General features: G+C 62.7%; 24 protein-coding genes. 12 read left to right on the top strand and 12 right to left on the bottom strand.

The features are described from left to right. Positions 1–248 precede the first annotated feature (248 nt). Positions 249–1,487 carry an MFS transporter gene (locus J3361_RS26440; protein WP_186706521.1) on the top strand — a complete coding sequence of 413 codons (1,239 nt, stop codon included), beginning with the start codon at positions 249–251 and terminating at the stop codon, positions 1,485–1,487. Here J3361_RS26440 and J3361_RS26435 read toward each other — a convergent pair. From J3361_RS26435 to J3361_RS26425, 3 genes are read right to left on the bottom strand one after another with little or no spacing between them, the layout of a single operon-like run. Next, the gene (locus J3361_RS26435) at positions 1,484–3,685 is read right to left on the bottom strand and encodes a xanthine dehydrogenase family protein molybdopterin-binding subunit (RefSeq protein ID WP_207967022.1); all 2,202 of its coding nucleotides are present in this window, start codon (positions 3,683–3,685) and stop codon (positions 1,484–1,486) included. The genes J3361_RS26440 and J3361_RS26435 overlap by 4 nt on opposite strands. After that, positions 3,685–4,686, bottom strand: coding sequence for a xanthine dehydrogenase family protein subunit M (locus J3361_RS26430; protein WP_207967021.1), 1,002 nt, complete (start codon positions 4,684–4,686; stop codon positions 3,685–3,687). The genes J3361_RS26435 and J3361_RS26430 overlap by 1 nt, the downstream gene beginning before the upstream one ends. Next, positions 4,683–5,216 carry a (2Fe-2S)-binding protein gene (locus J3361_RS26425; protein ID WP_207967020.1) on the bottom strand — a complete coding sequence of 178 codons (534 nt, stop codon included), beginning with the start codon at positions 5,214–5,216 and terminating at the stop codon, positions 4,683–4,685. The genes J3361_RS26430 and J3361_RS26425 overlap by 4 nt, the downstream gene beginning before the upstream one ends. A 192-nt stretch (positions 5,217–5,408) precedes the next feature. On the opposite strand from J3361_RS26425, the gene J3361_RS26420 reads away from it, so the two are divergent. Further along, a complete protein-coding gene (locus tag J3361_RS26420) occupies positions 5,409–5,687 on the top strand; it encodes a type II toxin-antitoxin system RelE/ParE family toxin (RefSeq protein WP_186706609.1) in 279 nt (92 codons plus the stop codon). 15 nt (positions 5,688–5,702) lie between these two features. Further along, the gene (locus tag J3361_RS26415; protein WP_186730615.1) at positions 5,703–5,990 is read left to right on the top strand and encodes a HigA family addiction module antitoxin; all 288 of its coding nucleotides are present in this window, start codon (positions 5,703–5,705) and stop codon (positions 5,988–5,990) included. A gap of 6 nt (positions 5,991–5,996) precedes the next feature. On the opposite strand, the gene J3361_RS26410 is transcribed toward J3361_RS26415, so the two are convergent. Both J3361_RS26410 and J3361_RS26405 read right to left on the bottom strand, forming a co-directional pair. Next, positions 5,997–6,563, bottom strand: coding sequence for a DJ-1 family glyoxalase III (locus J3361_RS26410; RefSeq protein WP_207967019.1), 567 nt, complete (start codon positions 6,561–6,563; stop codon positions 5,997–5,999). Between the two features lie 161 nt (positions 6,564–6,724). After that, on the bottom strand, positions 6,725–7,177 hold the full coding sequence (locus J3361_RS26405) for a DUF4879 domain-containing protein (protein WP_207967018.1): 453 nt from the start codon (positions 7,175–7,177) through the stop codon (positions 6,725–6,727). Positions 7,178–7,381: 204 nt separating this feature from the next. On the opposite strand from J3361_RS26405, the gene J3361_RS26400 reads away from it, so the two are divergent. The 4 genes from J3361_RS26400 to J3361_RS26385 all read left to right on the top strand — a co-directional run bounded on the left by J3361_RS26400 (position 7,382) and on the right by J3361_RS26385 (position 11,438). Then, a complete protein-coding gene (locus tag J3361_RS26400; protein ID WP_207967017.1) occupies positions 7,382–8,677 on the top strand; it encodes an NCS2 family permease in 1,296 nt (431 codons plus the stop codon). Continuing rightward, positions 8,674–9,753, top strand: coding sequence for a tRNA (uridine(54)-C5)-methyltransferase TrmA (gene trmA, locus J3361_RS26395; RefSeq protein WP_207967016.1), 1,080 nt, complete (start codon positions 8,674–8,676; stop codon positions 9,751–9,753). The genes J3361_RS26400 and trmA overlap by 4 nt, the downstream gene beginning before the upstream one ends. A gap of 387 nt (positions 9,754–10,140) precedes the next feature. Then, positions 10,141–10,581, top strand: coding sequence for a type II 3-dehydroquinate dehydratase (gene aroQ / locus J3361_RS26390; protein ID WP_186706530.1), 441 nt, complete (start codon positions 10,141–10,143; stop codon positions 10,579–10,581). 5 nt (positions 10,582–10,586) lie between these two features. Then, a complete protein-coding gene (locus J3361_RS26385) occupies positions 10,587–11,438 on the top strand; it encodes a shikimate dehydrogenase (RefSeq protein ID WP_207967015.1) in 852 nt (283 codons plus the stop codon). A 128-nt stretch (positions 11,439–11,566) separates the two neighbouring features. Here the strand turns inward: J3361_RS26385 and J3361_RS26380 are convergent, their stop codons facing one another. Beyond that, positions 11,567–12,244 carry a TetR/AcrR family transcriptional regulator gene (locus tag J3361_RS26380; protein ID WP_207967014.1) on the bottom strand — a complete coding sequence of 226 codons (678 nt, stop codon included), beginning with the start codon at positions 12,242–12,244 and terminating at the stop codon, positions 11,567–11,569. Positions 12,245–12,346: 102 nt separating this feature from the next. Continuing rightward, positions 12,347–14,248, bottom strand: coding sequence for a 3-dehydroshikimate dehydratase QuiC (quiC, locus tag J3361_RS26375; protein ID WP_207967013.1), 1,902 nt, complete (start codon positions 14,246–14,248; stop codon positions 12,347–12,349). Positions 14,249–14,517: 269 nt separating this feature from the next. Here quiC and J3361_RS26370 point away from each other — a divergent pair, with 269 nt between their 5' ends. After that, positions 14,518–15,855 carry an MFS transporter gene (locus J3361_RS26370; protein ID WP_186706534.1) on the top strand — a complete coding sequence of 446 codons (1,338 nt, stop codon included), beginning with the start codon at positions 14,518–14,520 and terminating at the stop codon, positions 15,853–15,855. A gap of 216 nt (positions 15,856–16,071) precedes the next feature. Here the strand turns inward: J3361_RS26370 and J3361_RS26365 are convergent, their stop codons facing one another. Next, positions 16,072–16,950, bottom strand: a complete 879-nt coding sequence (locus tag J3361_RS26365; RefSeq protein ID WP_207967012.1) for a DMT family transporter — start codon at positions 16,948–16,950, stop codon at positions 16,072–16,074. Between the two features lie 252 nt (positions 16,951–17,202). On the opposite strand from J3361_RS26365, the gene J3361_RS26360 reads away from it, so the two are divergent. Continuing rightward, positions 17,203–18,087: a neutral zinc metallopeptidase gene (locus J3361_RS26360; RefSeq protein WP_207967011.1), complete on the top strand. Its 885-nt coding sequence runs from the start codon at positions 17,203–17,205 to the stop codon at positions 18,085–18,087. After that, positions 18,088–19,035, top strand: coding sequence for an alpha/beta hydrolase (locus tag J3361_RS26355; protein ID WP_207967010.1), 948 nt, complete (start codon positions 18,088–18,090; stop codon positions 19,033–19,035). Positions 19,036–19,179: 144 nt separating this feature from the next. Here J3361_RS26355 and J3361_RS26350 read toward each other — a convergent pair whose 3' ends face one another. From J3361_RS26350 to J3361_RS26340, 3 genes are all read right to left on the bottom strand, one after another. Further along, positions 19,180–19,773 carry an HAD family hydrolase gene (locus tag J3361_RS26350; protein WP_207967009.1) on the bottom strand — a complete coding sequence of 198 codons (594 nt, stop codon included), beginning with the start codon at positions 19,771–19,773 and terminating at the stop codon, positions 19,180–19,182. Then, on the bottom strand, positions 19,770–20,639 hold the full coding sequence (tesB, locus tag J3361_RS26345) for an acyl-CoA thioesterase II (protein ID WP_207967008.1): 870 nt from the start codon (positions 20,637–20,639) through the stop codon (positions 19,770–19,772). Before tesB ends, J3361_RS26350 begins: the two co-directional genes overlap by 4 nt. 105 nt (positions 20,640–20,744) lie before the next feature. Next, positions 20,745–21,314, bottom strand: coding sequence for a GNAT family N-acetyltransferase (locus J3361_RS26340; protein ID WP_207967007.1), 570 nt, complete (start codon positions 21,312–21,314; stop codon positions 20,745–20,747). A gap of 73 nt (positions 21,315–21,387) precedes the next feature. On the opposite strand from J3361_RS26340, the gene J3361_RS26335 reads away from it, so the two are divergent. Continuing rightward, positions 21,388–22,308 carry a histone deacetylase gene (locus J3361_RS26335; RefSeq protein ID WP_207967006.1) on the top strand — a complete coding sequence of 307 codons (921 nt, stop codon included), beginning with the start codon at positions 21,388–21,390 and terminating at the stop codon, positions 22,306–22,308. Between the two features lie 278 nt (positions 22,309–22,586). Beyond that, entirely contained in the window at positions 22,587–23,834 is a 1,248-nt protein-coding gene (locus J3361_RS26330) for a TIGR03862 family flavoprotein (protein ID WP_207967005.1), read from the top strand. Between the two features lie 70 nt (positions 23,835–23,904). On the opposite strand, the gene J3361_RS26325 is transcribed toward J3361_RS26330, so the two are convergent. Beyond that, a complete protein-coding gene (locus J3361_RS26325; RefSeq protein WP_207967004.1) occupies positions 23,905–25,242 on the bottom strand; it encodes a DEAD/DEAH box helicase in 1,338 nt (445 codons plus the stop codon). Positions 25,243–25,251: the final 9 nt, after the last annotated feature.

Genomic DNA, 25,251 nt, shown 5'->3' with positions numbered 1-25,251 from the left:
CTCTCCCTCGCGGGTGCTGACACACCAGTGATAGCTACGGCCTCTTTCCCCGCGCGCACCCAATCTTAAGCCGAGCACTTGTTTGCTGCGCGACAGCGCAGCGTCGGCGACGCGGCGGGGACTCCCTCGCCACAAAAACTCCAAAAATGTCCAAGATCGATGCTTGGCTAACTATTTTTCCCGCCATAGCAACTTCCTGTTACAGCTCGGTGATAATCTCGTAGCCTTCATTTCCGGACCCGTCATAGATGCCCAGCCAAGCACCGCTGCTGCTCCGTCACCACCGTCCCTTCATCGCCTTCTGGCTGGCCCGGATCTTCACCGCCAGCGGCTTCCAGATGCTCACCGTGGCCATCGGCTGGAACCTCTATCAACTGACCGGCAACGTTCTCGACTTGGGTCTGGTGGGCTTGGTGGAATTTGCCCCGCGCGTGCTGTTCATGCTCCACACCGGGCATGTGGCGGACCGCTACGATCGGCGCAAGGTCGCAGCGATTTGCCAGTCGTTGCAGGCGATGATTGCCCTGGCGCTGGCGATCGGCAGCGCCACCGACCATGTCACCCGGGAGATGATCTTCATCCTCGCCTTCCTGCTGGGCGCCGCCCGCTCCTTCGAAATGCCGACCACCCAGGCGTTGCTGCCGAGTATTGTGCCGGCTGGCCTGTTTCCCCGCGCCGTGGCCGCCGCGCAATCGGCCCAGCAATCAGCCACCATCGTCGCGCCGGCACTGGGCGGTTTGCTCTACGCCTTCGGTAGTGTCTGGGTCTATGGGCCTACCGTGGTGCTTTATCTCATCGCCTGCTGCCTGATGCTCAACCTGCCCGCCCGGCAGACGCCGCTGAACAAAGGCAAGGCGACCCTGGATTCGTTGCTGGCCGGGGTTCGTTTCATTCGCAGCCGCCCGGACATCCTCGGGGCGATCTCCCTGGACCTGTTCGCAGTCCTGCTCGGTGGCGCGACGGCGCTGCTGCCAGTGTTCGCCAAGGACATCCTGCTCACCGGTCCCTGGGGCCTGGGCCTACTGCGTTCGGCACCGGCGGTCGGGGCCTTGCTGATGTCGCTGTGGCTGGCGCGGTTTGCCGTGGAGCGCAAGGTCGGCCGGGTGATGTTCACGGCGGTGGGCGTGTTCGGCGTCGCCACCATTGCCTTCGGCCTTTCTACCTCGTTCTGGTTTTCCCTGGCGGTGCTGGTGGTGCTGGGCGCGGCAGACATGATCAGCATGGTAATCCGCGCCTCGTTCGTACAACTGGAAACCCCGGATGAAATGCGCGGCCGGGTCAGTGCGGTGAACGGGCTGTTCATCGGCGCTTCGAACCAGTTGGGCGAGTTCGAATCCGGCCTCACCGCCCACTGGTTCGGCACGGTGCCGGCGGTGGTCATGGGCGGTGTGGGCACACTGCTGGTGACCGGGACCTGGATCAAGCTGTTCCCGACCCTGGCCAACCGCGACCGGATGCACGAACCGGTGGACGAAGCGAAGGCCTAAAGCAATTTGTCGAGGGTGATGGGGAAGTCCCGCACCCGCTTGCCAGTGGCATGGTAGATCGCATTGGCCACCGCCGCGGCCACCCCGACGATACCGATCTCACCGACGCCCTTGGACCCGAGGGCATTGACTATATCGTCCTGTTCCTCGACGAAAATCACCTCGATGTCACCGATGTCGGCACTGACCGGCACGTGATACTCGGCCAGGTTGTGGTTCATGTGGCGACCGAGGGCGTGGTCGGTCAGGGTCTCTTCGTGCAGGGCCATGCCGACGCCCCACACCACGCCACCGAGAATCTGGCTGCGGGCGGTTTTCGGGTTGACGACCCGGCCGGCGGCGATGGCACTGACCACTCGATTTACCTTCACCGTCCCCAAATCCTCGTCCACCCACACTTCGACAAACACCGCCGAGTGTGTAGCCGTGGCGTAGGCCTGGCGCTTTGCATCCGGCTCGGCGGTGACCTGGGCCTGCAACGGAGTCTCGCCACTTTTCTGCGCCAACTCCGCGAGGGCGACACTGGCTTCGCCCAACCGCAGTTGGCCATCGACAAATGTCACCTGCTCGAGGGTCGCACCGCTGAAGGCCGGACACGCCTGGCGGGCCACGGCCAGGAGTTTTTCCTTCAGCGCTTCACAGGCCTGCTGCACGGCGGTGCCCACCGACGAGACGGTGAACGAACCGCCCTGCAGCGGCGCCGTGGGCAGCGACGAATCACCCAGGACAAACCTGACGTTCTCAAGGGAAATCCCTGACGCCTCGGCGGCGATCTGGGTCATGACCGTGTAGGTGCCGGTGCCGATATCGGTGGTGGCGCTGCTGACGGTCAGCTTGCCATCCGTATCCAGCGAGGCCCGGGCACTGGCCTTCTGCTGCATGGCCTCCCACACACCACCGGCCATGCCCCAACCCACCAGTTGCCGGCCTTCGCGCATGCTGCGCGGTTCCGGGTTGCGTTTGTCCCAGCCGAAACGACGGGCGCCTTGGGCATAACACTCACGCAGTTCCTTGCTGGAATAGGGCTTGCCTTCGTTCTCGTTGCGTTCGGCGTAGTTGATCAACCGCAGTTGCACCGGATCGATCGCCAAGGCACAGGCCAGTTCATCCATGGCGCATTCCAGGCCGATCAGCCCGAGGGCCGCGCCGGGCGCACGCATGTCCAGGGGCGTGTAGACGTCCAGCGGCACCAACTTATAGGTCAATGTCACGTTATCGCAGTGATAGAGCATGCCGCTCCACTCCACCACGTGCTCGGTGAAGTCTTCGAAACGCGAGGTCTGGCCGACGGCGGTGTGCGCCACGGCCAGCAAGCGGCCGTTGGCCGCCGCCCCCAGCTGCACGCGCTGGAACGTGCGTGGCCGATAGCCAAAGGTGAACATCTGCTGGCGCGTCAGGCTGACCCGCACCGAACGCTTGAGGGCGAGTGCCGCCATCACCGCCAACGGCAATTGATATTGCGGGCGCAGTCCGGAACCGAAGGCGCCGCCGACAAATGCGGCAAACACGCGCACCTGCTCTTTCTCAAGGCCGAAGACCTTTTGCACATAGGCTTGGCAATTTTGCGTGCCTTGGGTCTTGTCGTGGATGTGCAGGCTGCCGTCAGGCTGATACAGCACGGTGGAGGCGTGTGGCTCCATCGGGTTGTGGTGTTCGACCGGCGTGCTGTAGGACACATCCACGCTGAGCGCGGAACTGGCGTACTCGCCCTGAAAATTCCCACGAGGCTTGGGCAATTCAGCGGGTGCCGGATGGGCCTCGTTTTGCAGGATTTTCAGATCGGTCTGGTGATCTTCGGCCGCGTATTCGATCTCAACCAGCGAGCCGGCATACCGGGCCAGCTCAAGATTTTCCGCTACCACCAAGGCCAATGGTTGACCGCTGTAGAGCACTTGGTCGTTGTACAACGGCCGGAACGGCGAGCCGTCCGCGGCATCGGCATCCTGGTAGGGCTCGTCGTAGCTGGCGATTCTGGGCCGGTTGGTGTGGTCGATGACCGCGACTACGCCGGGCAGTGCCAGGGCTCGGGACGCATCGATGCGCAGCACCCGGCCTCGGGCGAGCGTACCGGACACGACGCTGCCGTAGAGCAGGCCGGCCTCTGGGTATTCGCCAGCGTAACGCGCCTGGCCCGTCACCTTGAGCAGGCCATCGACCCGGTCGAGTGGCTGCCCTATGGATTTGCTCGAAGCGTTCATCAGACGTGTCCTCCCTGCGGTGCGCTACCCAACGCGGCATTGCTCAAGGCGCGGACAATCGCCCGCCGCGCCAACCTGACCTTGAAGCCGTTGTGTTCCAGCGGCTCGGCGTGTTGCAGCAGCGCATCGGCGGCGGCGGTGAACGTTTCGCGGCTGACAGTCTGCCCGCTCAGCCAGCTCTCCACCGCCCGGTCGCGCCAAGGCTTGTGCGCCACGCCCCCCAGGGTCAGGCGCGCCTGACGAATCACCGGCCCGTCCAGTTCCAGCGCCGCGGCCACCGAGACCAGGGCAAAGGCGTAGGAGGCGCGGTCACGGATCTTCAGGTAGTGGCTATGGTCGGCAAAACCGGCGGCTGGTAATTCTATGGCGGTAATCAACTCATCGTCGGCCAGTTGATTATCCCGTTCCGGGGCATCGCCGGGCAGGCGATGGAAGTCGGCGAACTCGATGGTCCGCGCCCCGCCCCGTCCCAAGACATGGACCACCGCTTCCAAGGCGGCCAAGGCCACGCACATGTCGGAGGGATGGGTGGCGACACATTGATCGCTGGCACCGAAAATCGCGTGGATGCGGTTCAAACCGTTCCGGGCCGGGCACCCGCTGCCGGGCCGGCGCTTGTTGCACGGCACGCTCGCGTCATAAAAGTAATAGCAGCGGGTCCGTTGCAGCAGGTTGCCGCCGGTGCTGGCCATGTTGCGCAACTGCGGCGAGGCCCCCGCCAAGATTGCCTGGGCCAGCAGTGGATAGCGGCGTTCGATCCAGGGGTGCCAGGCCAAGTCGGCATTGCTCACCAAGGCCCCGATCATCACTCCGCCGGACGGGGTTTCACTGAGGTCCGCCAGGGGCAAACCGGTGATGTCGATCAAGTGTTCAGGGCGGGTGAGGTTCTCTTTCATCAGGTCCAGCAGGTTGGTGCCGCCAGCGATGAAGCGGGACACCGGGCTCGACAGATCGACGGCCGCCTGCACCGTGTCCGGCTTGCTGTATTGGAAAGGGTTCACTGGTCACCTCCCTGCGCCTGGGATGGGCGGCACAGTGGCAACGCTTGTTCGATGGCATCGCGAATGTTGTTGTAGGCACCGCACCGGCAAAGGTTGCCGCTCATCAGCTCACTGATTTCTGCGCGGGTCTGCGCCCGACCTTCGTTGGCCAGTCCCACCGCTGAACAGATCTGCCCCGGCGTGCAGTAACCACACTGGAACGCGTCATGGGTGATGAACGCCTGTTGCATGGGATGCAATGCCTCATCGCCAGCCAAGCCTTCGATGGTGGTCAGTTCGGCACCGTCGCACATCACCGCCAGGGTCAGGCAGGCATTGATCCGCTTGCCATCGCGCAGCACGGTGCAGGCACCACACTGGCCGTGGTCGCAGCCTTTCTTGCTGCCCACCAGGTCCAGATGCTCACGCAGCAGGTCCAGCAAGGTGGTCCAGGCCAGCACTTGCAACTCTCGCACCTGGCCATTGAGGGTCAGACGGATCGGATGACGGACGAAGGACGCCGACGTCGCTTCGGACAGGGTCGCGCTCATGGAACACCTCACGGTTGGTCGTACTCGCGGCGTTTTGGGAAACCGCCGTCATAAGGGGTACGACTTCAGGGTGGGGTGAAGCGTTCAAGGCAATTGCGATGCTGCAGGCAACGCAAGCAACATGAATCTAGCGGGCCTGTGCGGTATATATGTACCGCACCGAGTGTAATGTATCGCCTTACACTCTGTTCCATGATTAAATCCTTCCAGCACAAAGGCCTCAGGCTCTTTTATGAGACGGGGTCGACCCGTGGTATCCGGGCGGACCACGGAAAACGCCTGGCCCGCATGCTCCAGTTCATGGACAGGGCGCAGGCCGCCAACGACTTGGATATCCCGGGATGGCGATTGCATCCGCTCAAGGGTGAGCTGGATGGGTACTGGTCGCTGGGGGTTTCGGGAAACTGGCGGGTTATTTTTCGTTTCATCGGGTCCGATATCGAACTGGTCGATTATCTGGACTACCACTGATCAGGAGGCTGGAACATGCCCATGCACAATCCGCCACACCCTGGCGAAACCTTGCGGTTGGACGTATTGCCCGAGCTGGGCATCACGGTCACCGAACTGGCACGACACCTGGGCTTCGCCCGGCCTCATCTCTCCCGGGTATTGCATGGCCATGCGCCCATCAGCCCCGATCTGGCGGTGCGCCTGGAACGTGCCGGGATCGGCAAGGCCAGGGTGTGGTTGGGCGTCCAGGCCGACTATGACTTGTGGCAAGCCGAGCGCCGTGAGCAACCCGCGATCGAACCTTTCCCCCAACACGCTTGACTTCCGTCAGGCCAGCAACTCCGCCGCCACCACGCTCCTCACGCCCTTGCCACTGAGTTGTTCCACCAGCATCAAGGCAAACGCCAGGGCGGCGGCCGAGCCTTGGGCGGTGATGCAGTTGCCATCCACCACCACGGGTTGATCCACGAAGCTGCAACCGGACAATTGCTGGCTTACCGCTGGCAGGCAGGTCATGCGCCGCTGGCGCAGGACGCCGAAGGCCTGTAGCGCCAGGGCCGGGGCTTCGGCGATGGTGGCAAAGAAACGCCCGGCGGCGGCCTGGTCCTTGATCAGTTGTTGCAGCGGCTGATGGGCCGCCAAGTGCTGAGCGCCGATGATGCCACCCGGCAGGACGACCAGGTCGAAATCCTGCACGAGCATGTCCACCAGCATGCCATCGGCCGTCAGGCGCGTGCCGCGGGCGCAGGTGAGCATGCGCCGTCCTTCGATGCTCGCCACCACGGTTTCGATCTGCGCGCGCCTCAGCACATCGATCAAGGTGACCGTCTGCAAGTCGTCGACGCCCTCGGCGACGGCGATCAGGGCTCGGGGGATCTTGGTTCCAGGAATCATGGGCGCTCTCTCCACTGGGTGATGCCTGTAGTGTAGGAGCTGCCGAAGGCTGCGATCTTTTTACAGGCGTTTGAGACTCAAGCGTCTGGGGAAAGATCGCAGCCTCGCTGCGCTCGGCAGCTCCTACACAGCGTTTATGCAGTTCCCACGCGGGAGCCGGGCTATTTGATGTACAACTGGGTCGACATCCGGTTGCCCGGTGCGTTGATCGACTGGTTGCTAAAGCTGAAGGTGCCCTCTTGCTTGCCCTTCAGGTCGAAGATGTAGATATAGCCGACGACTTTGGTCCGCACCGAGCAGTCGTTGAGATTGCCATTGCTGTAGGCACATACCGGCGAGCGGGTGCCGTCGACTTCAAAGCCGTCCAGGGTGACATGGGGCTGATGACCATAGCCGATCTCCAGCACGTAGACCTTGATCGTCGGGCCGTGGTCGCAACGGGTTTCCGCTTGCCCTGGGGCGATGTCCTCGAAACCACAGGTCGGCGACTCGACCTTGAGCACCTTGACCTCACTCAAGGGCGGTGCCGACGCGGCATTGACCGCCTGGCCAGGCAACCACAGGCCCAGCACGCAGCCCACGACCGCCAGCAGCTTTTTATTCATGTGAAGCATAGAGACCTCCCGGAACCGCGAGCAGTATGGCCCACTTGGCGCGTTGGCAAAACATCGACGACGATCGCAGCCACAACGCTACGCTGCTGGTATGATGCGCGGCTTTTTCCGACCCGCAGAAAATTCCCGGGCGCCACTGGCGACCTGTGCTTTGCTGTTGAGGTCGATACATTCACGGCGCCGGGCGCGCCACGGGGAGCAGACATGCTGGAAAGGCTGTTTCAACTCAAGGCACATAACACCAACGTGCGGACCGAGATCCTGGCGGGCGTCACGACCTTCCTGGCCATGGCCTACATCCTGTTCGTCAACCCGAGCATCCTCGGCGAAACCGGCATGGACAAGGGCGCGTTGTTCGTCGCCACCTGCCTCGCGGCTGCCATTGGCTCCACGGTCATGGGCCTGATCGCCAACTACCCGATCGCCCTCGCGCCAGGCATGGGCCTGAACGCCTTCTTCACCTACACCGTGGTCCTGCACATGGGCCACACCTGGCAAGTGGCGTTGGGCGCGGTGTTCATCTCCGCCGTACTGTTCTTCCTGCTGTCGATCTTCCGCATCCGCGAGTGGATCATCAACAGCATCCCGCTGCCACTGCGCTCGGCCATTGCCGCCGGTATCGGCCTGTTCCTGGCGCTGATCGCCCTGAACAATGCCGGCATCGTGGTGAAAAACCCGGCGACCATGGTCGGCCTCGGCGACTTGAAGCAACCGGCGCCGATCCTCGCGACCCTCGGTTTTGTCCTGATCGTCGCCCTCGAAGCCTTGAAAGTACGCGGCGCGGTGCTCATTGGCATCCTGGCGGTGACTGTCGTCTCGATCCTGATGGGCTTCACCCCGTTCAACGGCGTCATCTCCGCGCCGCCATCCCTGGCCCCGACCTTCCTGCAACTGGACATCAAGGGCGCCCTGGACATCGGCCTGGTGAGCGTGATCTTCGCCTTTCTGTTCGTCGACCTGTTCGACAACTCCGGCACCCTGATCGGCGTCGCCAAGCGCGCCGGCCTGATGGGCAAGGACGGCCACATGCCGAAGATGGGCCGTGCGCTGATCGCCGACAGCACCGCAGCCATGGCCGGTTCGCTGCTGGGCACCTCCACCACCACCAGCTACATCGAATCGGCGGCGGGGGTCAGCGCCGGCGGCCGCACCGGTTTGACCGCCATCGTGGTGGCGGTCCTGTTCCTGCTGGCGCTGTTCTTCTCGCCACTGGCCGCCAGCGTCCCGGCCTTCGCCACCGCGCCGGCCCTGTTGTTCGTCGCCGTGCTGATGACCTCGGGCCTGGCGGAAATCGACTGGGATGACATCACCGTCGCCGCCCCCGTGGTGGTGACCGCCCTGGCAATGCCATTCACGTATTCCATCGCCAACGGCATCGCTTTCGGTTTCATCGCCTGGACCGCCATCAAACTGGTGTCTGGCCGTGGCCGTGAGCTGAACCCGGCGCTGGTCATTCTGTCGATCCTGTTCGTGATCAAGTTGGGTTGGTTCAACGCATGACTTTTGATTCCCAGGCCTACGCCGCCCAGTTACAGGACAAGGTCACCCGCTTGCGTGACCTGTTGGCGCCGTTCGATGCACCGGAACCTGCGGTGTTCGATTCGCCCCTGAAAAACTTTCGCCTACGGGCTGAATTCCGCCTCTGGCGCGAGGCCGGCGAACGGCACTACGCGATGTTTTCCCAGGACGACAAGCGCACGCCGATCCTCATCGAGGAATTCCCCATTGCCAGCCTGCGCATCAACCAGTTGATGCCGCAACTCAAGGCGGCCTGGCAGGCCAGCGCGCCCCTGAGCCATAAGCTGTTCCAGGTGGAATTCCTGACCACCCTCGCGGGCGACGCGATGATCACCCTGTGTTATCACCGCCCGCTGGACGAGCACTGGCACGCTGCCGCGTCGAAACTGGCGGCCGACCTGGGCGTCAGCATCATTGGCCGCTCCAAGGGCAAACGCGAAGTGATCGGCCACGATTACGTGGTGGAGAAACTCGAAGTGGGCGGCCGCACCTTCAGCTATCGCCAGCCCGAAGGCGCTTTCACTCAGCCCAACGGCACGGTGAATCAGAAGATGCTCAACTGGGCTTATGAAGCGCTGGGCGAGCGCAGCGACGATCTGCTGGAGTTGTACTGCGGCAACGGCAACTTCACCCTGCCGTTGGCCACCCGTGTGCGTAAAGTGTTGGCCACCGAAATCAGCAAGACGTCGGTGAACGCCGCGCTGAGCAACCTCAGCGAAAACGCTGTGGATAACGTCACCCTGGTGCGCCTGTCTGCCGAGGAACTGACCGAAGCCTTGAACGAAGTCCGACCGTTCCGTCGCCTGCAGGGCATCGACCTGAAAAGCTACGCGTTCGGCAGCGTCTTCGTCGACCCGCCGCGTGCGGGCATGGACCCGGATACCTGCGAGTTGACTCGGCGTTTCGACAACATCCTCTACATCTCCTGCAACCCTGACACCCTCGCCGCGAACATCGCGCAACTGAACGACACCCACCGCATCACGCGTTGCGCGTTGTTCGATCAATTTCCTTGGACCCATCACATGGAGTCTGGGGTGTTGTTGACTCGGCGCTGAACGCTGGGCCGAGCTCCCCTCTGGGCTGGAATGGGCAAGGCTTTGTGGGAGCAAGGCTTTGTGGGAGCAAGGCTTTGTGGGAGCAAGGCTTTGTGGGAGCAAGGCTTTGTGGGAGCAAGGCTTTGTGGGAGCAAGGCTTGCCCGCGATACAGGCGACTCAATTTCTGAAAGACCGCGTTGCCTGTATCGCGGGCAAGCCTTGCTCCCACAGATAAATCCCCTCGCCACAATGGCTCTCCCTCCCCTTTCGGCCGGCAATGTTCGATCATCGAACACTTATTGCCCAACGACCGCTGCTTTATTTGACCAAATTAACCATCTAGTACAATTTATCTCCACCGGCTGAAACCCCGCCGACACCAACAATAAAAATGTGGAGAAACTGCGATGCCTCCGATCGTTCTGGTGCTCAACGGCCCGAACCTGAACCTGCTCGGCACCCGCGAGCCGGCCACCTACGGCCATGAAACCCTGGCCGACATCTCGGCACTGTGCGGGCGCGCCGCCGACGAATTCGGCCTGGCAGTAGAGTTTCGCCAAACCAACCAGGAAAGCGAATTGCTGGACTGGATTCACGGCGCTCGGGGCCGGTGCGCCGGGATCGTCATCAACCCGGCCGCCTGGACCCACACCTCCGTGGCGATCCGCGACGCCCTGGTGGCCAGCGAAGTGCCGGTCATCGAAGTCCACCTGTCCAACGTCCACGCCCGGGAAACCTTTCGTCACCACTCCTTTGTCTCATCCGTCGCCATTGGCGTGATGTGCGGGTTTGGCAGCCATGGTTATCGCCTGGCCCTGGAACATTTCAGTCAGCGGTTGAAGGGTTGATGCGCATGTCGAATATCACTGTGCTGGCCGGCCTGATCGGCGCGGGCATCCAGGCGTCCCGCACGCCCGCGCTGCATGAGCAGGAAGGCGATGCCCAAGGCATGCGTTATCTCTATCGGCTGATCGACCTCGACGCATTGAAGCTCGACAGCGGTGCCCTCGCCGATTTACTGGTGGCCGCCGAACGCATGGACTTCACGGGCCTGAACATCACCTTCCCCTGCAAACAGGCGATCATCCCGCTGCTGGACGAGCTGTCGCCCGAGGCCCGTGGCATCGGCGCGGTCAATACGGTGGTGCTCAAGGACGGCAAGCGCATCGGCCACAACACCGACTGCCTGGGGTTCGCCGAAGGTTTTCGCCGTGGCCTGGGGGACGTAACGCGCAAGCGCGTGGTCCAGATGGGTGCCGGTGGTGCCGGCGCGGCGGTGGCCCACGCGCTGTTGCTGGAGGGCGTGGAAACCTTGAGCATTTTTGACGTTGAAGTCAGCCGTGCCGAGGCCTTAGCTAACAATTTGAATCAACACTTCGGCACCGGCCGTGCACGCGCCGGGCATGACCTGCCAACGGCCATGGCCGAGGCCGACGGTCTGGTGAACACCACGCCCATGGGCATGGCGAAACTGCCGGGCATGCCGGTGCCGGTCGAGTTGTTGCACGGCGCTTTGTGGGTCGCGGAAATCGTCTACTTCCCGCTGGAAACCGAACTGCTGCGCAACGCCCGCGCCATCGGCTGCCGCACGCTGGATGGCGGCAACATGGCGGTGTTCCAGGCGGTGAAGGCGTTTGAACTGTTCAGTGGCGTGGCGCCGGATGCGCAGCGGATGCTGGCGCATTTCCAGAGCATGAACAATTAAAGCCGATTGAAACCCCCTTGTGGGAGCGAGCCTGCTCGCGAATGCGGTGTGTCAGTCACTAATCCGCCCACTGATACACCGCATTCGCGAGCAGGCTCGCTCCCACAGGGTATGCATTAGATTCGGTGTCAGGCTTGCAGGTACCGCAACACCGACTCACAGACCATCTCACGATGCCGCTGCTTCACCGCATCGTCCGACAGGTCGATCTGAAAGATCTCACCGAACGTCTGGCGGTTGGACACCCGGTAGAAACAGAACGAGCTGATCAGCAGGTGCACATCCAGCGGCTCGAGGCCGGCACGGAACACGCCCTCTTCGGCGCCGCGCCGCAGGATCACCCCCAGGGAATCGAGGATGGTATTGGTCATCGCCTTGATCGCGCCTGACTGCTTCACGTATTCGGCGTTGTGAATGTTCTCGATGCAGACGATGCGCACGAAATCCACATTGCGGTCGTGGTGGTCGAAGGTGAATTCCACCAGGCGCCGGATCGCGTCCACCGGGGCCAGTTCCGCCAGGTGCAGGCGGCTCTCGGTGGTGCGGATATCACCGTAGAGTTTTTCCAGCACCTCGACGTACAACTGCTCCTTGCTGCCGAAGTAGTAATAGATCATGCGCTTGGAGGTGTGGATGCGCTCGGCGATGGCGTCGACCCGGGCACCGGCCAGGCCTTGCTGGACGAATTCGACGATGGCTTCCTGAAGAATGTTTTCCCGGGTCTTCTCCGGGTTGTTCTTGCGACTCTTGCGCGGCGGGGCGACAGGTTCGTCGAGCGCTGCGGAAAGCTCTGGATTCATAGTCATTGCGGGCTCACGGCCATCACTGCACAGGCTGGCGATTATGGGCCGCACCGTGCACTGAAGGAAGCCACGACACCGCCCATTACCGCCACGTTTACGATTTCCCTACAACTTGGCGTGCCGCAAGCCACCGCTGCGGGACTTGGCCATGGCCGCCAGGCGCACCGCGACGTTGGCGGCGCCATAACCGGCGTAACCGTTCTTGCGCTGGATGATCTCAAAGAAAAACCGCCCCTCGAACGGCTCGGTGTAGACGTGGAACAGCTCGCCACCCTGGGCGTCACGGTCGTACAACACGTTGAAGTAAGCCAGTTCGCTGAGGAACTCGTCATCGAAATCGAAACGCGCCGCCAGGTCGTCGTAGTAGTTGAGCGGGATGTCGAGCAACGGTACGCCCGCCTCCTTGGCCCGACTGACCTGGGCAAAAATGTCGTCGCAGTCGAAGGCGATGTGATGCACGCCGGAGCCGCGATAACTCGACAGCGCATGTGAGATCGCGGTGTTGCGGTTCTCGGAAATGTTCAGCGGCAAGCGGATCGAACTGCAGCGGCTGCGCAGCGCACGGCTTTTTACCAGGCCATAGGGGTCGGGCAAGACCACTTCGTCGTCGGCCTCGAAATCCAGCAGGCTCTTGTAGAACAGCACCCAACTGTCCAGGCTGTCGGCCGGCAGCGCCATCGCCATGTGGTCGATGCGCTTGAGCCCGGCCCCGATGACCGCACCCGGTTGCAGGTTGAAATCGGTGCCATAGACGTCGGCCTCCCGGTCCACCAGGTAGATCAGGCTGCCGTCCGGTGCACGCACCGCCGCCAGCTCCAGCTCATTGGGCCCCACCAGTCCGCGATAGGGCTGCCCCTTGTAGGCAACCGCTCGCTCCAGGGCACTGGCGCTGTTTTTCACGCGCACGGCGGTGGCGCACAACGACGGCCCGTGGGCTTCGAAAAAACTGTGGGCGAAGGAATACGGTTCACTGTTGAGGATCAGGTTGATATCGCCCTGGCGCAGCAGGCTGACATTCTTCGAGCGATGCTGGCCGGCCTTGACGAACCCCAACCGTTCCAACCAGTGGGAGAGCTTGGCGCCGAGGTTATCGTCCACGGCAAACTCGAGGAATTCGATGCCGTCGTATTCGCTGGCCGGTGGTGTGGCGAACAGGATGTCGGCATTGCCAGCGGCGCTCGCTTCTTCGGCCAGGCGCTGGCGGGTCTTTTCTTCCAGGTACAGCAGCGAACGCAGGCCGTCGGCGGCATTGGCCCGTGGCGGCGCGGCACGAAAACCGTCGTTGAAGATCTCCAGCGACAGCGGCCCGGTATAACCACTCTTGATGATCGGCGCCAGGAAACCCGGCAAGTCGAATTCGCCCTGGCCCGGGAAACAACGGAAATGCCGGCTCCACTCCAGGACGTCCATGGCCAGGATCGGTGCGTCGGCCATTTGCACAAAAAAGATCTTATCGCCCGGGATCTCGGCGATGGCGCTCGGGTCGCCCTTGAGGGACAAGGTATGGAAGCTGTCGAGCAACACGCCGAGACTGGGGTGATCGGCCTGGCGCACTATGGTCCAGACCTGTTGATAAGTATTGACGTGGCGGCCCCAGGCCAGCGCTTCGTAACCAATGCGCAAGCCGCGGGCACCGGCCCGTTCGGCCAGCAGGCGCAGGTCATCGATCAGGATCTGTTCATCGCCGACGCTGTCGGCCGAGGCGTTGCTGCACACCAACACCAGGTCGGTGCCCAGCTCTTGCATCAAGTCGAACTTGCGCTCGGCCCGCTCCAGGTTGCGCGACAGACGGTCGCGGCGGCAGCCTTCGAAATCGCGAAACGGTTGGAACAAGGTGATGGCGATGCCCAGGTCGGCGCACATCTGCCTGATTTCCCGAGGGCTGCCATCGTAATAGAGAAGATCGTTCTCGAAAATTTCCACCCCATCAAAACCGGCGGCGGCGATGGCTTCGAGTTTCTCCGGCAAAGTACCGCTCAAGGACACGGTGGCAATGGAACGCTGCATGACTTCGGCTCCCGGGACAGGCATCGGCTACAAAAGGTGCGCCGCTTTTTAAAGAGTCAGCCGATTATTGAGCTGCCGGTTTCTTTCAGCAATTTAATATGTACTAGTCGGTTAGTTTTTTGGGCGATTATCGAACACAATGCCCATCGCTGAATTGACGATTTTTTGCTCAATGCGCACCATCGCTCCCCACTGACGCCGGCCCTGATCGCCGAGCTCAATGGACAGACCCAGACCAACCATAAGAATTTCAAAAACGGGTACACGCTATGATTCCCTCCCAAAGTTCCCGCCTGGCCCCTGGCCTGGGTGCCTCCACCGGCAGCGTCGGTGACAAGATCCGCGGCGCCATGGCCGTGGGCAAGACCCGTTGGGGCATGCTCGCCCTGGTGTTTTTCGCCACCACCCTGAACTACATCGACCGCGCCGCCCTGGGCGTCATGCAGCCGATCCTGGCCAAGGAAATGAGCTGGACGGCGATGGATTACGCCAACATCAACTTCTGGTTCCAGGTCGGCTATGCCATCGGCTTCGTGTTGCAGGGGCGGCTGATCGACCGGATCGGCGTCAAGCGTGTGTTCTTCTGCGCCGTGCTGCTCTGGAGCCTGGCGACCGGCGCCCATGGCCTGGCCACTTCAGCAGTGGGCTTCATGGTCTGCCGTTTCATTCTCGGCCTCACCGAAGCCGCCAACTACCCGGCCTGCGTGAAGACCACCCGGCTGTGGTTTCCGGCGGGCGAACGGGCCGTCGCCACGGGTATTTTCAACGCTGGGACCAACGTCGGTGCGATGTTCACGCCGATGCTGCTGCCATTGGTCCTGCATGTATGGGGCTGGCAGGCCGCGTTCCTGTGCATGGCCGCGCTGGGCGGGATCTGGCTGCTGTTCTGGGGCCTGAAATACTTCAACCCCGAAGACCACCCTACCGTCAAACAGTCGGAACTGGACTATATCCAGGCCCAGGACGAACCGGACCCGGTCCGCGTACCGTTCTCACGCATCCTGCGCATGCGCGGCACCTGGGCGTTCGCCCTGGCCTACTCGATCACCGCACCGGTGTTCTGGTTCTACCTCTATTGGTTGCCGCCGTTCCTGAACCAGCAATACAACCTGGGCATCAACGTGACCCAGATGGGCATCCCGCTGATCATCATCTACCTCACCGCCGACTTCGGCAGCGTGGGCGGCGGGATCCTGTCCTCGTTCCTGATCGGTCGCGGCCTCGATCCGATCAAGGCGCGCCTGGTGTCCATGCTGCTGTTCGCCTGCTGCATCATCGGCGTGATCATGGCCGCGGGATCCAGCAGCCTGTGGATGGCAGTGTTCGCCATTTCCCTGGCCATCGGCGCGCACCAGGCCTGGACCGCCAACATCTGGAGCCTGGTGATGGACTACACGCCCAAGCACATGATGAGTACGGTGTTCGGCTTCGGCGGCATGTGCGCGGCCATCGGCGGGATGTTCATGACCCAACTGGTGGGCCACATCCTCACGATCACCAACAACAACTACACGGTGCTGTTCACCCTGATCCCGGCGATGTACTTCATTGCCCTGACCTGGTTGTACTTCATGGCGCCGCGCAAGGTGCCTACGCTGGAGAACTGATACTGGGGTCAGCTCCGGGCAATCAAGCCGAGCACATTTGTGGCGAGGGGATTTATCCCCGCTGGGCTGCGAAGCAGCCCCAAAACCAGAGGAATGCGGTGAGCCAGATACACCGCAATCTCAGTTCTTGGGGCTGCTGCGCAGCCCAGCGGGGATAAATCCCCTCGCCACAGGTGTTAACCATGTCCCCTGTCCAAACAGGAATCTATGGAACGGTTACTTACGCCGCTGTTGCCACGCCGCCGCCAACCCACTCAAGCAGATCAAGGCGATGCCCACTACAGTGGTCAGCGTCGGCGTGTGGTTGAACAGCAACCAACCCAGCAGGCCAGCAAACACGATCTGGCAATACCCGAACGGCGCGAGCAGCGCCGGGGCGGCAAAACGGAAGGCCTGGGTCAGCATCAGGTGCGCCGTCATCCCGCAGCCCCCCAGCGCCAACATCATCGCCCCGTGCATCAGGCTCGGTACTTGCCAGAAGAACGGCACCAGCGCGCTCATCACCAACGTGTTGCACAGGCCGGCGAAGAAATTGCTGGTGGTCGGGCTGTCGATCTCGCTGAGCTTGCGCGTGAGCAGTTGGTAGAAGCAGAAAAACAGTGCCGAACAGAACGGCAACAACACCGCCGGGGTGAACAGATCGCCGCCGGGATGGACGATGATCAACACCCCGATAAAACCGAAGATCACCGCGATCCATTGACCGCGCGTCACGTGTTCACCCAGCAATGGCACCGACAGCGCGGTCACCAGCACGGGCGCGAGGAAGTTGACCGCCGTCGCCTCTGCCAGCGGTATGAACATCAACGCAGTGGTGAAAAACAGACTGGTGCCCAGCAGGCACAACGCCCGGGCCAGCTGCCACAACGGCCGCTTGGTACGCAGCACCCGCAGCCCCGAGCGCGGCAGGAAAATCCCCGCCATCAACAACGTATGCACCACATAACGGGCCCAGACCACCATGATGATCGGATAAAAACCGGACAGGTATTTAGACAACGCGTCATGACTGGAGAACAGGAACGTTGCAACCAGAATAAGCACGATGCCCTTGAAAGCCTGATTGACGCCGGAGAGCGGTGTGCTGACGGTCATGAGGGGAACCTGCGTTGCTTGATGTAAAGGCCGTGACACACGATGCAGATGTTGGGCCAGCGAGCATGCCGATAAGTTCTGAATTCGCAGTGTAATGAAAATTCCGGCGCCAGGCAGGATCGGCTCACTGCTGAACCAAAACCGATGTTCGTTGCCTGACAGCTCAAGCGCAGCGCGCACCTTGGGCGCCTAAAAGCTAGACTCACCGCCACAGCAGTCATTTCTCGCAGCGTCATTCAGAGGATCTCCCACATGTTATGGAAAAAAGGTCGCCGCAGTGACAACGTGGTGGACGCCCGTGGTGATGGTGGGGGCGGTGGCGGAATGCGTTTTGGCGGCGGCAAGGGATTGAGCCTGACGGCCATTCTCCTGATCGTCGGCATCGGCTGGATCACCGGCCAGGACCCGATGCAGATTCTCGGGCAATTGGCCGGGCAGATGGACCAGTCCGCACCCGCCACGTCACAAACCCGTCAGGCGCCACCGGCCAACGATGAACAGGCCGAGTTCGTGCGTTCGATCCTCGGCGACACCGAGGACACCTGGGGCCAAGTCTTCCAGCAGGCCGGACGCCAATATCAGCAACCCAAACTGGTGCTGTTCAGCGGTCGGGTCAATTCGGCCTGCGGCCTGGCCTCCTCGGCGACCGGGCCGTTCTATTGCCCGGCGGACCGGCAGGTCTACCTGGACATGAGTTTCTTCAAGGAAATGTCCCAACGCTTTGCCGCCGCCGGCGACTTCGCCCAGGCCTACGTCATTGCCCACGAAGTCGGCCACCATGTGCAGACGCTGCTCGGCGTGTCGGCGAAAATCCAGGAAGCACGCCAGCAAGGCCGGCAAATGGAAGGCGACGGTGGCTTGTTGGTGCGCCAGGAGTTGCAGGCCGATTGCCTGGCCGGGGTCTGGGCCAACCATGCGCAGAAACGCTTGAACTGGCTGGAGCCGGGCGACATCGAAGAGGCCTTGACCGCCGCCAATGCGATCGGTGACGACCGCTTGCAGCAGCAAGGCCAGGGCCGCGTGGTGCCGGACTCCTTTACCCACGGTACGTCGGCGCAGCGGGTGCGTTGGTTCAAGACCGGCTTCGCCCAGGGCCAGGTCAGCCAGTGCGACACGTTCGCGGCGAAAAGCCTGTAGATGAAGGGGTGGGCGCTGATCGGGCTGGTGCTGTGCTGCGCCGCGGCCCAGGCCGAGGAACACGGCGTCAAGGTGGTCGCCCAAGGGCGCCTGCAATTCAAGGGCGGCGCCATGGCCGTCGCGGTGAGCCCGCCCCCGGCGTCCATCCAGCGCGTGCTGATCATCCTTCATGGTCGGCTGCGCAACGCCGACACCTACCTGCACAGCGCCGAAAAGGCGGCCGAACAGGCCGGGCAACAGGGCACAACGCTGATCATCGCCCCGCAATTTCTCAACGAGCAGGACGTGGCTCGCCATCAATTGCCCAACGAGCTGCTGCGCTGGCAGGGCAACGACTGGATGGCCGGGGGCCTGTCCACAGGGCCCAATCCAGTCAGCTCCTTCCAGGTTCTCGACGACATCGTTGCGCGAGTCAGTGACCGGCAGCAATTTCCCGAAGTGAAGGAGATCGTCATCGCCGGCCATTCCGGCGGCGCCCAGGTCGTGCAGCGCTATGCCCTGCTCGCCCAACGCCAGTACCGGATCGAGCCGCGCTTCGTCATCGCCAACCCGTCGTCCTATGCCTACTTCGATGCTCAACGGCCCATGGCTTTCGACCCGGCCAGTTGCCCTGGCTTCAACCGCTGGAAATATGGCCTGCAGGACTTGCCAGCCTACGCGGCGGGACAAACACCTGCGCAACTGGAAGATAACTACGTCAAACGCGACATCGTCTATTTGCTCGGGCAGCAGGACATCGACCCGGAGCATCCGGCGTTGGACAAGGGTTGTGAAGCACAGACCCAGGGGGCGTATCGGTTACTGCGTGGGCATTTCTTTTTCGACTACCTGACCCGGCGTCATCCTCAGGGGCTGAACCAGCGGCTGATCGAGGTGCCCGGGGTCGGGCACGATGGGGATGGGATGTTCAATTCGCCGGAGGGGCTGAGGGTGTTGTTTGGGCAGTGAGCCTCGTTGCGACTGATAGGGCCTCTTCGCGAGCAGGCTCGCTCCCACAGTAGATCGGGTGTAGACACACATTTTGCGATCAACAGACTTCCCCTTGTGGGAGCGAGCCTGCTCGCGAAGGCGGCGGGTCAGTGATCCCCTATCTCAAGCCGACAACATCCGCCGCAACTCAAAACAATCCCGCGCATGCCAGTCCGTCAGCTCCGGCCATGGATTGTCCGGCAAGTTCACCAATACCGTCCGTGCGCCCGCCGCACGACCGCAATCCAGGTCGAAGCGGTAGTCGCCCACCATCACCATCGTGTCCGGCGCCACGCTCCAGGCCTCGGCCAGTTTCAACAGGCCACCAGGATGCGGCTTGGGCGGTGCCTCGTCGCGGCCCAGCACGTCCTCCACCGCGAAACAGTCCGCCAGGCCAATGGCCTCCAGGGTCACGTGGGCCAGCTCGCGGGCGTTGCGGGTCAGGATGCCCAGGCGAAGACCGCGCCCGGCCAGCTCGCGCACCAATTCGACCGCGCCCGGCGCAGGCTTGGAGCCCAGCGCCAGGTCCCGCTCGTGTTCCAGCAACCAGGCATGCTTGGCCGCGGCCTCCTCAGCGGGCAAACCTGCGAGGTGAGTGAGAATGTCATCTTCGGCCGGAATCGCCAGGGCCACGCGGATCGCCGCAAAATCATGCACGGCGATGGTCAGCGTGCCATCCATGTCGAACACCCAGTGACGAACCTCGGCCAGGCTCATGCCCAGTCCTTGCGGTGGCGAATCAGGCCTTCCTGGGTGACCGAGGCCACCAGTTGCCCAGCGCGATTGAACACGCTGCCACGGGAAAATCCACGGGAATTGCCGGCCCACGGGCTGTCCATGGCGTAGAGCAACCAGTCATCGGCGCGCAGGTCGGCATGGAACCACAAGGCGTGATCGAGGCTGGCGACCTGCATATCCTTCTGCCACACCGATTTGCCGTGGGGCAGCATCGAGGTGGTCAGCAGGCCGAAGTCCGACGCGTAGGCCAGCAGGTACTTGTGCAAGGCCGGGATGTCCGCCAAGGCGCCATCGGCACGGAACCACACGTATTTCACCGGGTCGGCCGGTTGCGGGTTGTACGGGTCTTTTTCGGTGACCGGGCGGACTTCGATCGGCTTGGGGCACAGCAACTTTTCACGCATGTGCTCGGGCAACAGGTGCGCGCGCTGCTGGGTCAGTTCCAGCTCGGACGGCAGGTTCTCCGGGCCGACGACTTGCGGCATGCTGCTCTGGTGCTCAAAGCCTTGTTCGTCGTACTGGAACGACGCACTGCAGGTAAAGATCGGGTTGCCCTTCTGAATCGCCGTCACCCGCCGGGTGCTGAAGCTGCCACCGTCACGCACCCGGTCCACCTGGTAGACCACCGGCAGCGCGGCATCGCCCGGACGCAGGAAGTAACCGTGCATCGAATGCACATGGCGCGCCTCTTCCACGGTCTGGCTGGCGGCCGACAACGACTGGCCCAGTACCTGGCCGCCGAACAGCTGGCGAAACCCCAGGTCCTGGCTGCGACCGCGAAACAGGTTCTCTTCGATCGGTTCCAGGGTCAGCAGGTCGACCAGATCTTCCAACACGTGGCTCATTCAGACTTTCCTCACACAGCGCAAAAACCGCGCAGTCTACGCTGCGGCGGTGGATCGATTGTTGGCCCAGGCCATTCTGGCGGGCATTGTAAACGTCCGTGTCGGCTAACCGTGAAGGGTCTGCAACCATTGCTCACGATTGATGCGATAAAGCACATGGTGACGCAATGGATGATCGACCGCGAGTTTTGGGTGTTCAAAATCGTCGGCAGGATCATGCTGCATGCCGATGGCCTGCATGACTTTCTGCGACGGCAGGTTATCCACAGCGGTAAACGCCACCACTTCATCCAGCCCCAGGCGGTCGAAGGCACAGCGCAGCGCGGTCCACGCCGCTTCGCTGGCATAACCGAGCCCCCAATGCTCGCGCGCCAGGCGCCAGCCGATCTCCACCGCCGGCGTGAAAGGCGCGTCGAACCCGACCACGCCCAGCCCGGTAAAGCCAATAAACGCCCCGGTGTCCTTGCGCTCCAACGCCCACAAACCAAAACCATGCTCGGCAAAATGCCCGCGCACACGGCCGATCAACGCAGCGCTTTCCAGGCGACTCAAGGGTGCCGGAAAATAACGCATCACTTGCGGATCGGCAGACATGGCCGCAAACGCCGGCAAATCATCGTCGCGCCACTGCCGCAATATCAGCCGTGCGCTTTCCAGTTCCAGTATCGGCTCCATCTTCACTCCCCTCCATGCCCCCAGAGTCTACATCGCTGGTAGGATTCGTGGCTCAATCACCACTGAAAACACCATGCCGCTACCGCTGATCTATCACGAAGACTACAGCCCCGAATTCCCGGCGGAACACCGCTTCCCCATGGACAAGTTTCGCCTGTTGCGCGATCACCTGGTGGAGAGCGGACTGACCCGCGATGCGGACCTGTTGCGCCCCTCGCTGTGTCCGCCGGACATTCTCGCCCTGGCCCACGACCGCGCGTATATCGAACGCTATATGGGCGGCGAGTTGTCCCGTGAAGACCAACGGCGACTCGGCCTGCCCTGGAGCGAGGCCCTGGCCCGCCGCACGGTGCGCGCGGTGGGCGGTTCACTCCTGGCCGCCGAACAAGCCCTCGAACATGGCCTGGCCTGTCACTTGGCCGGCGGTACCCACCACGCCCATTACGACCACCCGGCCGGGTTCTGCATTTTCAACGACCTGGCGGTGATCAGCCGCTACTTCCTGGCCAGCGGCCGGGTGTCGCGGGTGCTGATTTTCGATTGCGATGTGCATCAGGGCGACGGCACCGCCCGAATACTCCATGACACCCCGGACGCCGTGACAGTTTCCTTGCACTGCGAAAAGAATTTTCCCGCACGCAAGGCGCAAAGCGACTGGGATATCCCGCTGCCGATGGGCATGGGCGACGCCGCTTACCTGAACGTGGTGGACGATGCGCTCAACTACCTGCTGCCGCTCTATCAACCGGACCTGGTGTTGTATGACGCCGGCGTCGACGTGCACAAGGATGACGCCCTCGGTTACCTCAAGCTGACGGACGAAGGCCTCGCCGCCCGGGACGAAAGCGTCATGCGCCATTGCCTGGGGCGCGACATCCCGGTGGTCGGGGTGATCGGCGGTGGCTACAGCAAGGATCGCCAGGCCCTGGCCCGCCGCCACGGCATCCTGCACCACAGCGCACAAAGGGTCTGGACGTCATCAGGTTGTTACTGAAACCTGGGCTTTACCCACAATGCCTGTGGAGCGGCCTGTGGATAACCTGAGCGAAACGGCTCGCAGCCGGTGTTGCCTATAGCTCGCAGGGGCTTGGTTGTTTTTTGATCACGTATTCAGAAGTCACCGCATTCTAATGTGGGAGCGAGCCTGCTCGCGAAAGGGGTGTGTCAGTCGACATGGATGTTGCTGATCCGCCGCTTTCGCGAGCAGGCTCGCTCCCACAGGGACTTGTGCTGATAGAATGCCTCGCCTATTCCAGCCCCGCAGCTCAGATCATGACCTCGACCGCCAAGCCTTCTATCTCAAACATCGCCATCATCGGCGGCGGCCCCGCCGGCCTGATGGCGGCCGAGGTGTTGAGCCAGGCCGGCCTGAAAGTCGATCTGTACGATGGCATGCCCTCGGTGGGCCGCAAATTCCTCCTGGCCGGCGTGGGCGGCATGAACATCACCCACTCCGAAGCCTTCCCGGCCTTTCTGTCCCGCTACGCCGAACGCGCGCCCAACCTCGCGCCGCTGCTGCGAACGTTCGGGGCGGATGAGTTGTGCACATGGATTCACGGGCTGGGTATCGACACCTTTGTCGGCAGCTCAGGGCGGGTATTTCCCACCGACATGAAAGCCGCCCCGCTGTTGCGCGCCTGGCTCAAGCGCCTGCGCGATGCGGGCGTGGTGATCCACACCCGTCATCGCTGGCTCGGCTGGGACGCCGATGGCAGCTTGCGCATCGCCTCGCCGGAAGGCGAAAAAACCTTGCACCCCAAGGCCACCTTGCTCGCCCTGGGCGGCGGCAGTTGGTCGCGCCTGGGCTCCGACGGCGCCTGGATGCTACCGCTGGAACAACGCGGCGTCGCCCTGACGCCGTTGCAGCCGAGCAATTGCGGGTTCGAGGTCGAGGCCTGGAGCGACCTGATGATCAGCAAATTCGCCGGCACCCCGCTCAAGAACATCGCCATGGGCCTGAACGACGATGTGCCGCGCCTCGGCGAATGCGTGATCACCGTCACCGGCCTCGAAGGTAGCCTGGTCTATGCTTTGTCGGCGCCCATTCGTGACGCCATCAACCAGCACGGCAGCGCGACCGTTCATCTGGACCTATTGCCGGGCCGGCCTGTGGATAAAATCCTCCAAGCCTTGAACAAACCGCGCGGCTCACGCTCGATGGCCAAGCACTTGCACAGCCAGCTGGGGATCGACGGCGTCAAGGCGGCGCTGCTGCGCGAGCTCACGCCGGCCGAGTGTTTCACTGACCCGGCGCGGCTGGCCCAGGCGATCAAGGCCCTGCCGGTCACCCTAGTGAAGCCTCGTCCCCTGGACGAAGCCATCAGCAGCGCCGGTGGCGTGACCTTCGAGGCCCTGGATGAACGCCTGATGCTCAAGCAAATGCCCGGCGTGTTCTGCGCCGGGGAAATGCTCGACTGGGAAGCGCCGACCGGCGGCTACCTGCTCACGGCGTGCTTTGCCAGCGGCCGGGCGGCGGGGTTGGGGATGGTGGAGTTTCTACGAAACAGCGGGAAGTTATAAGCTGCAAGCTGCAAGCTGAAGACCATCGACATACAACTTGCGGCTTGCAGCTTGAAACTTGCAGCTGCCGTCAAGGCTTACGCTTACGCGGCCCAGTATTGAACACCGGCACTTTTCGCACAGGCTTGACCGAAGGTTCCACAGGCGCAGCGTCGCCACTGTCCACCCACTTGCCCAGGTTGCGCTTGCCGCCACCACCGGAGGTTTTCGGTTTCTTCGGCTTTTTCGGCTTCTTGATCACCTGGCCGCTGGCATCGGTGTCCGGTACCCGATGCTCAGGTTCGAAGTCCTGTTCCATCTGGCGCGTCAACGTCTGACGGGTCAGCATCTCGATGGCCGACAGCAGGTTCACTTCGTCAGCGCAGACCAGGGAAATCGCCTGCCCGGTGGCGCCCGCCCGACCGGTACGGCCGATGCGGTGGATGTAATCTTCGGCGACGATCGGCAGGTCGAAGTTCACCACCAACGGCAAATCCTCGATATCCAAGCCACGGGCAGCGACGTCAGTAGCGACCAGAATCTGCACTTCGCTGGCCTTGAAGCGATCAAGCGCCCGCTGGCGGGTGGCCTGGGGCTTGTCACCGTGGATGCCGTCGGCGTTGACGCCCAGGCCTTGGAGCTTTTCCACCAGCGCATCGACGCCGTTGCGGGTCTTGGCGAAGACCAGCACTTGCTTCCACTTGTGCTTGCGCATCAGGTGCACGAACAGTTCCGGCTTGCGCTTCTTGTCCACCGTCACCACCCATTGCTTGACGGTGTTGGCAGCCACGTTGCGCGGGCTCACTTCGATGCTCAGCGGATCGTTGAGCATCTGCCCGGCCAGCAGGCGGATCGCATCGGAAAAGGTCGCCGAGAACAGCAGGGTCTGGCGCTTCTTCGGCAAGGCCTTGTAGATATTCGCCAGCTCCTCGGAGAAACCCAGGTCGAGCATGCGGTCGGCTTCGTCCAGCACCAGGGTCTGCAACTGGTTGAACTTCAGCGCATTCTGGCGGAACAGATCGAGCAAGCGACCCGGCGTGGCAACCAGCAGGTCGACCCCCTTGCGCAACTTCATCATCTGCGGGTTGATGCTGACGCCGCCGTAGACCGCGTAGGTGCTCAGCGGCAGGTTTTGCGCGTACTGACGCACGCTTTCATGGACCTGCTCAGCCAGTTCACGGGTCGGCACCAGGATCAGCGCCCGCACCGAGTTGGCCGCGACCTTCGGCCCTTCGGTGGTCAGCAACTGCAACAGCGGCACCGCGAAGCCGGCGGTCTTGCCGGTACCGGTCTGGGCCGCGGCCATCAGGTCGCGACCGGCGAGCACCGCCGGCATGGCTTGGGCCTGAACCGGGGTCGGGGTCTGGTAGCCGAGCGTCTCGAGGGCGCGCAACAAGGGTTCGATCAGGCCAAGGGTGGCGAAAGTCATGGAAGTACC

The organism is Pseudomonas sp. OA65 (assembly GCF_017498305.1).
GTDB classification, from domain to species: Bacteria; Pseudomonadota; Gammaproteobacteria; order Pseudomonadales; family Pseudomonadaceae; genus Aquipseudomonas; species Aquipseudomonas zanjanensis.
This window is presented reverse-complemented; position numbering and strand designations above follow the sequence as displayed.

What these genes read in the sequence shown, in the direction of transcription:
- J3361_RS26365 (WP_207967012.1), bottom strand. Translation starts at nt 16,950, where the DNA reads ATGACCGTCAGCACACCGCTCTCCGGCGTCAATCAGGCTTTCAAGGGC.
- J3361_RS26425 (WP_207967020.1), bottom strand. Translation starts at nt 5,216, where the DNA reads ATGAGCGCGACCCTGTCCGAAGCGACGTCGGCGTCCTTCGTCCGTCAT.
- J3361_RS26415 (WP_186730615.1), top strand. Translation starts at nt 5,703, where the DNA reads ATGCCCATGCACAATCCGCCACACCCTGGCGAAACCTTGCGGTTGGAC.
- J3361_RS26360 (WP_207967011.1), top strand. Translation starts at nt 17,203, where the DNA reads ATGTTATGGAAAAAAGGTCGCCGCAGTGACAACGTGGTGGACGCCCGT.
- J3361_RS26420 (WP_186706609.1), top strand. Translation starts at nt 5,409, where the DNA reads ATGATTAAATCCTTCCAGCACAAAGGCCTCAGGCTCTTTTATGAGACG.
- J3361_RS26350 (WP_207967009.1), bottom strand. Translation starts at nt 19,773, where the DNA reads ATGAGCCTGGCCGAGGTTCGTCACTGGGTGTTCGACATGGATGGCACG.
- J3361_RS26440 (WP_186706521.1), top strand. Translation starts at nt 249, where the DNA reads ATGCCCAGCCAAGCACCGCTGCTGCTCCGTCACCACCGTCCCTTCATC.
- J3361_RS26400 (WP_207967017.1), top strand. Translation starts at nt 7,382, where the DNA reads ATGCTGGAAAGGCTGTTTCAACTCAAGGCACATAACACCAACGTGCGG.
- J3361_RS26385 (WP_207967015.1), top strand. Translation starts at nt 10,587, where the DNA reads ATGTCGAATATCACTGTGCTGGCCGGCCTGATCGGCGCGGGCATCCAG.
- J3361_RS26410 (WP_207967019.1), bottom strand. Translation starts at nt 6,563, where the DNA reads ATGATTCCTGGAACCAAGATCCCCCGAGCCCTGATCGCCGTCGCCGAG.
- J3361_RS26435 (WP_207967022.1), bottom strand. Translation starts at nt 3,685, where the DNA reads ATGAACGCTTCGAGCAAATCCATAGGGCAGCCACTCGACCGGGTCGAT.
- J3361_RS26330 (WP_207967005.1), top strand. Translation starts at nt 22,587, where the DNA reads ATGACCTCGACCGCCAAGCCTTCTATCTCAAACATCGCCATCATCGGC.
- J3361_RS26325 (WP_207967004.1), bottom strand. Translation starts at nt 25,242, where the DNA reads ATGACTTTCGCCACCCTTGGCCTGATCGAACCCTTGTTGCGCGCCCTC.
- J3361_RS26370 (WP_186706534.1), top strand. Translation starts at nt 14,518, where the DNA reads ATGATTCCCTCCCAAAGTTCCCGCCTGGCCCCTGGCCTGGGTGCCTCC.
- J3361_RS26405 (WP_207967018.1), bottom strand. Translation starts at nt 7,177, where the DNA reads ATGCTTCACATGAATAAAAAGCTGCTGGCGGTCGTGGGCTGCGTGCTG.
- J3361_RS26380 (WP_207967014.1), bottom strand. Translation starts at nt 12,244, where the DNA reads ATGACTATGAATCCAGAGCTTTCCGCAGCGCTCGACGAACCTGTCGCC.
- aroQ (WP_186706530.1), top strand. Translation starts at nt 10,141, where the DNA reads ATGCCTCCGATCGTTCTGGTGCTCAACGGCCCGAACCTGAACCTGCTC.
- tesB (WP_207967008.1), bottom strand. Translation starts at nt 20,639, where the DNA reads ATGAGCCACGTGTTGGAAGATCTGGTCGACCTGCTGACCCTGGAACCG.
- J3361_RS26340 (WP_207967007.1), bottom strand. Translation starts at nt 21,314, where the DNA reads ATGGAGCCGATACTGGAACTGGAAAGCGCACGGCTGATATTGCGGCAG.
- quiC (WP_207967013.1), bottom strand. Translation starts at nt 14,248, where the DNA reads ATGCAGCGTTCCATTGCCACCGTGTCCTTGAGCGGTACTTTGCCGGAG.
- J3361_RS26355 (WP_207967010.1), top strand. Translation starts at nt 18,088, where the DNA reads ATGAAGGGGTGGGCGCTGATCGGGCTGGTGCTGTGCTGCGCCGCGGCC.
- J3361_RS26335 (WP_207967006.1), top strand. Translation starts at nt 21,388, where the DNA reads ATGCCGCTACCGCTGATCTATCACGAAGACTACAGCCCCGAATTCCCG.
- trmA (WP_207967016.1), top strand. Translation starts at nt 8,674, where the DNA reads ATGACTTTTGATTCCCAGGCCTACGCCGCCCAGTTACAGGACAAGGTC.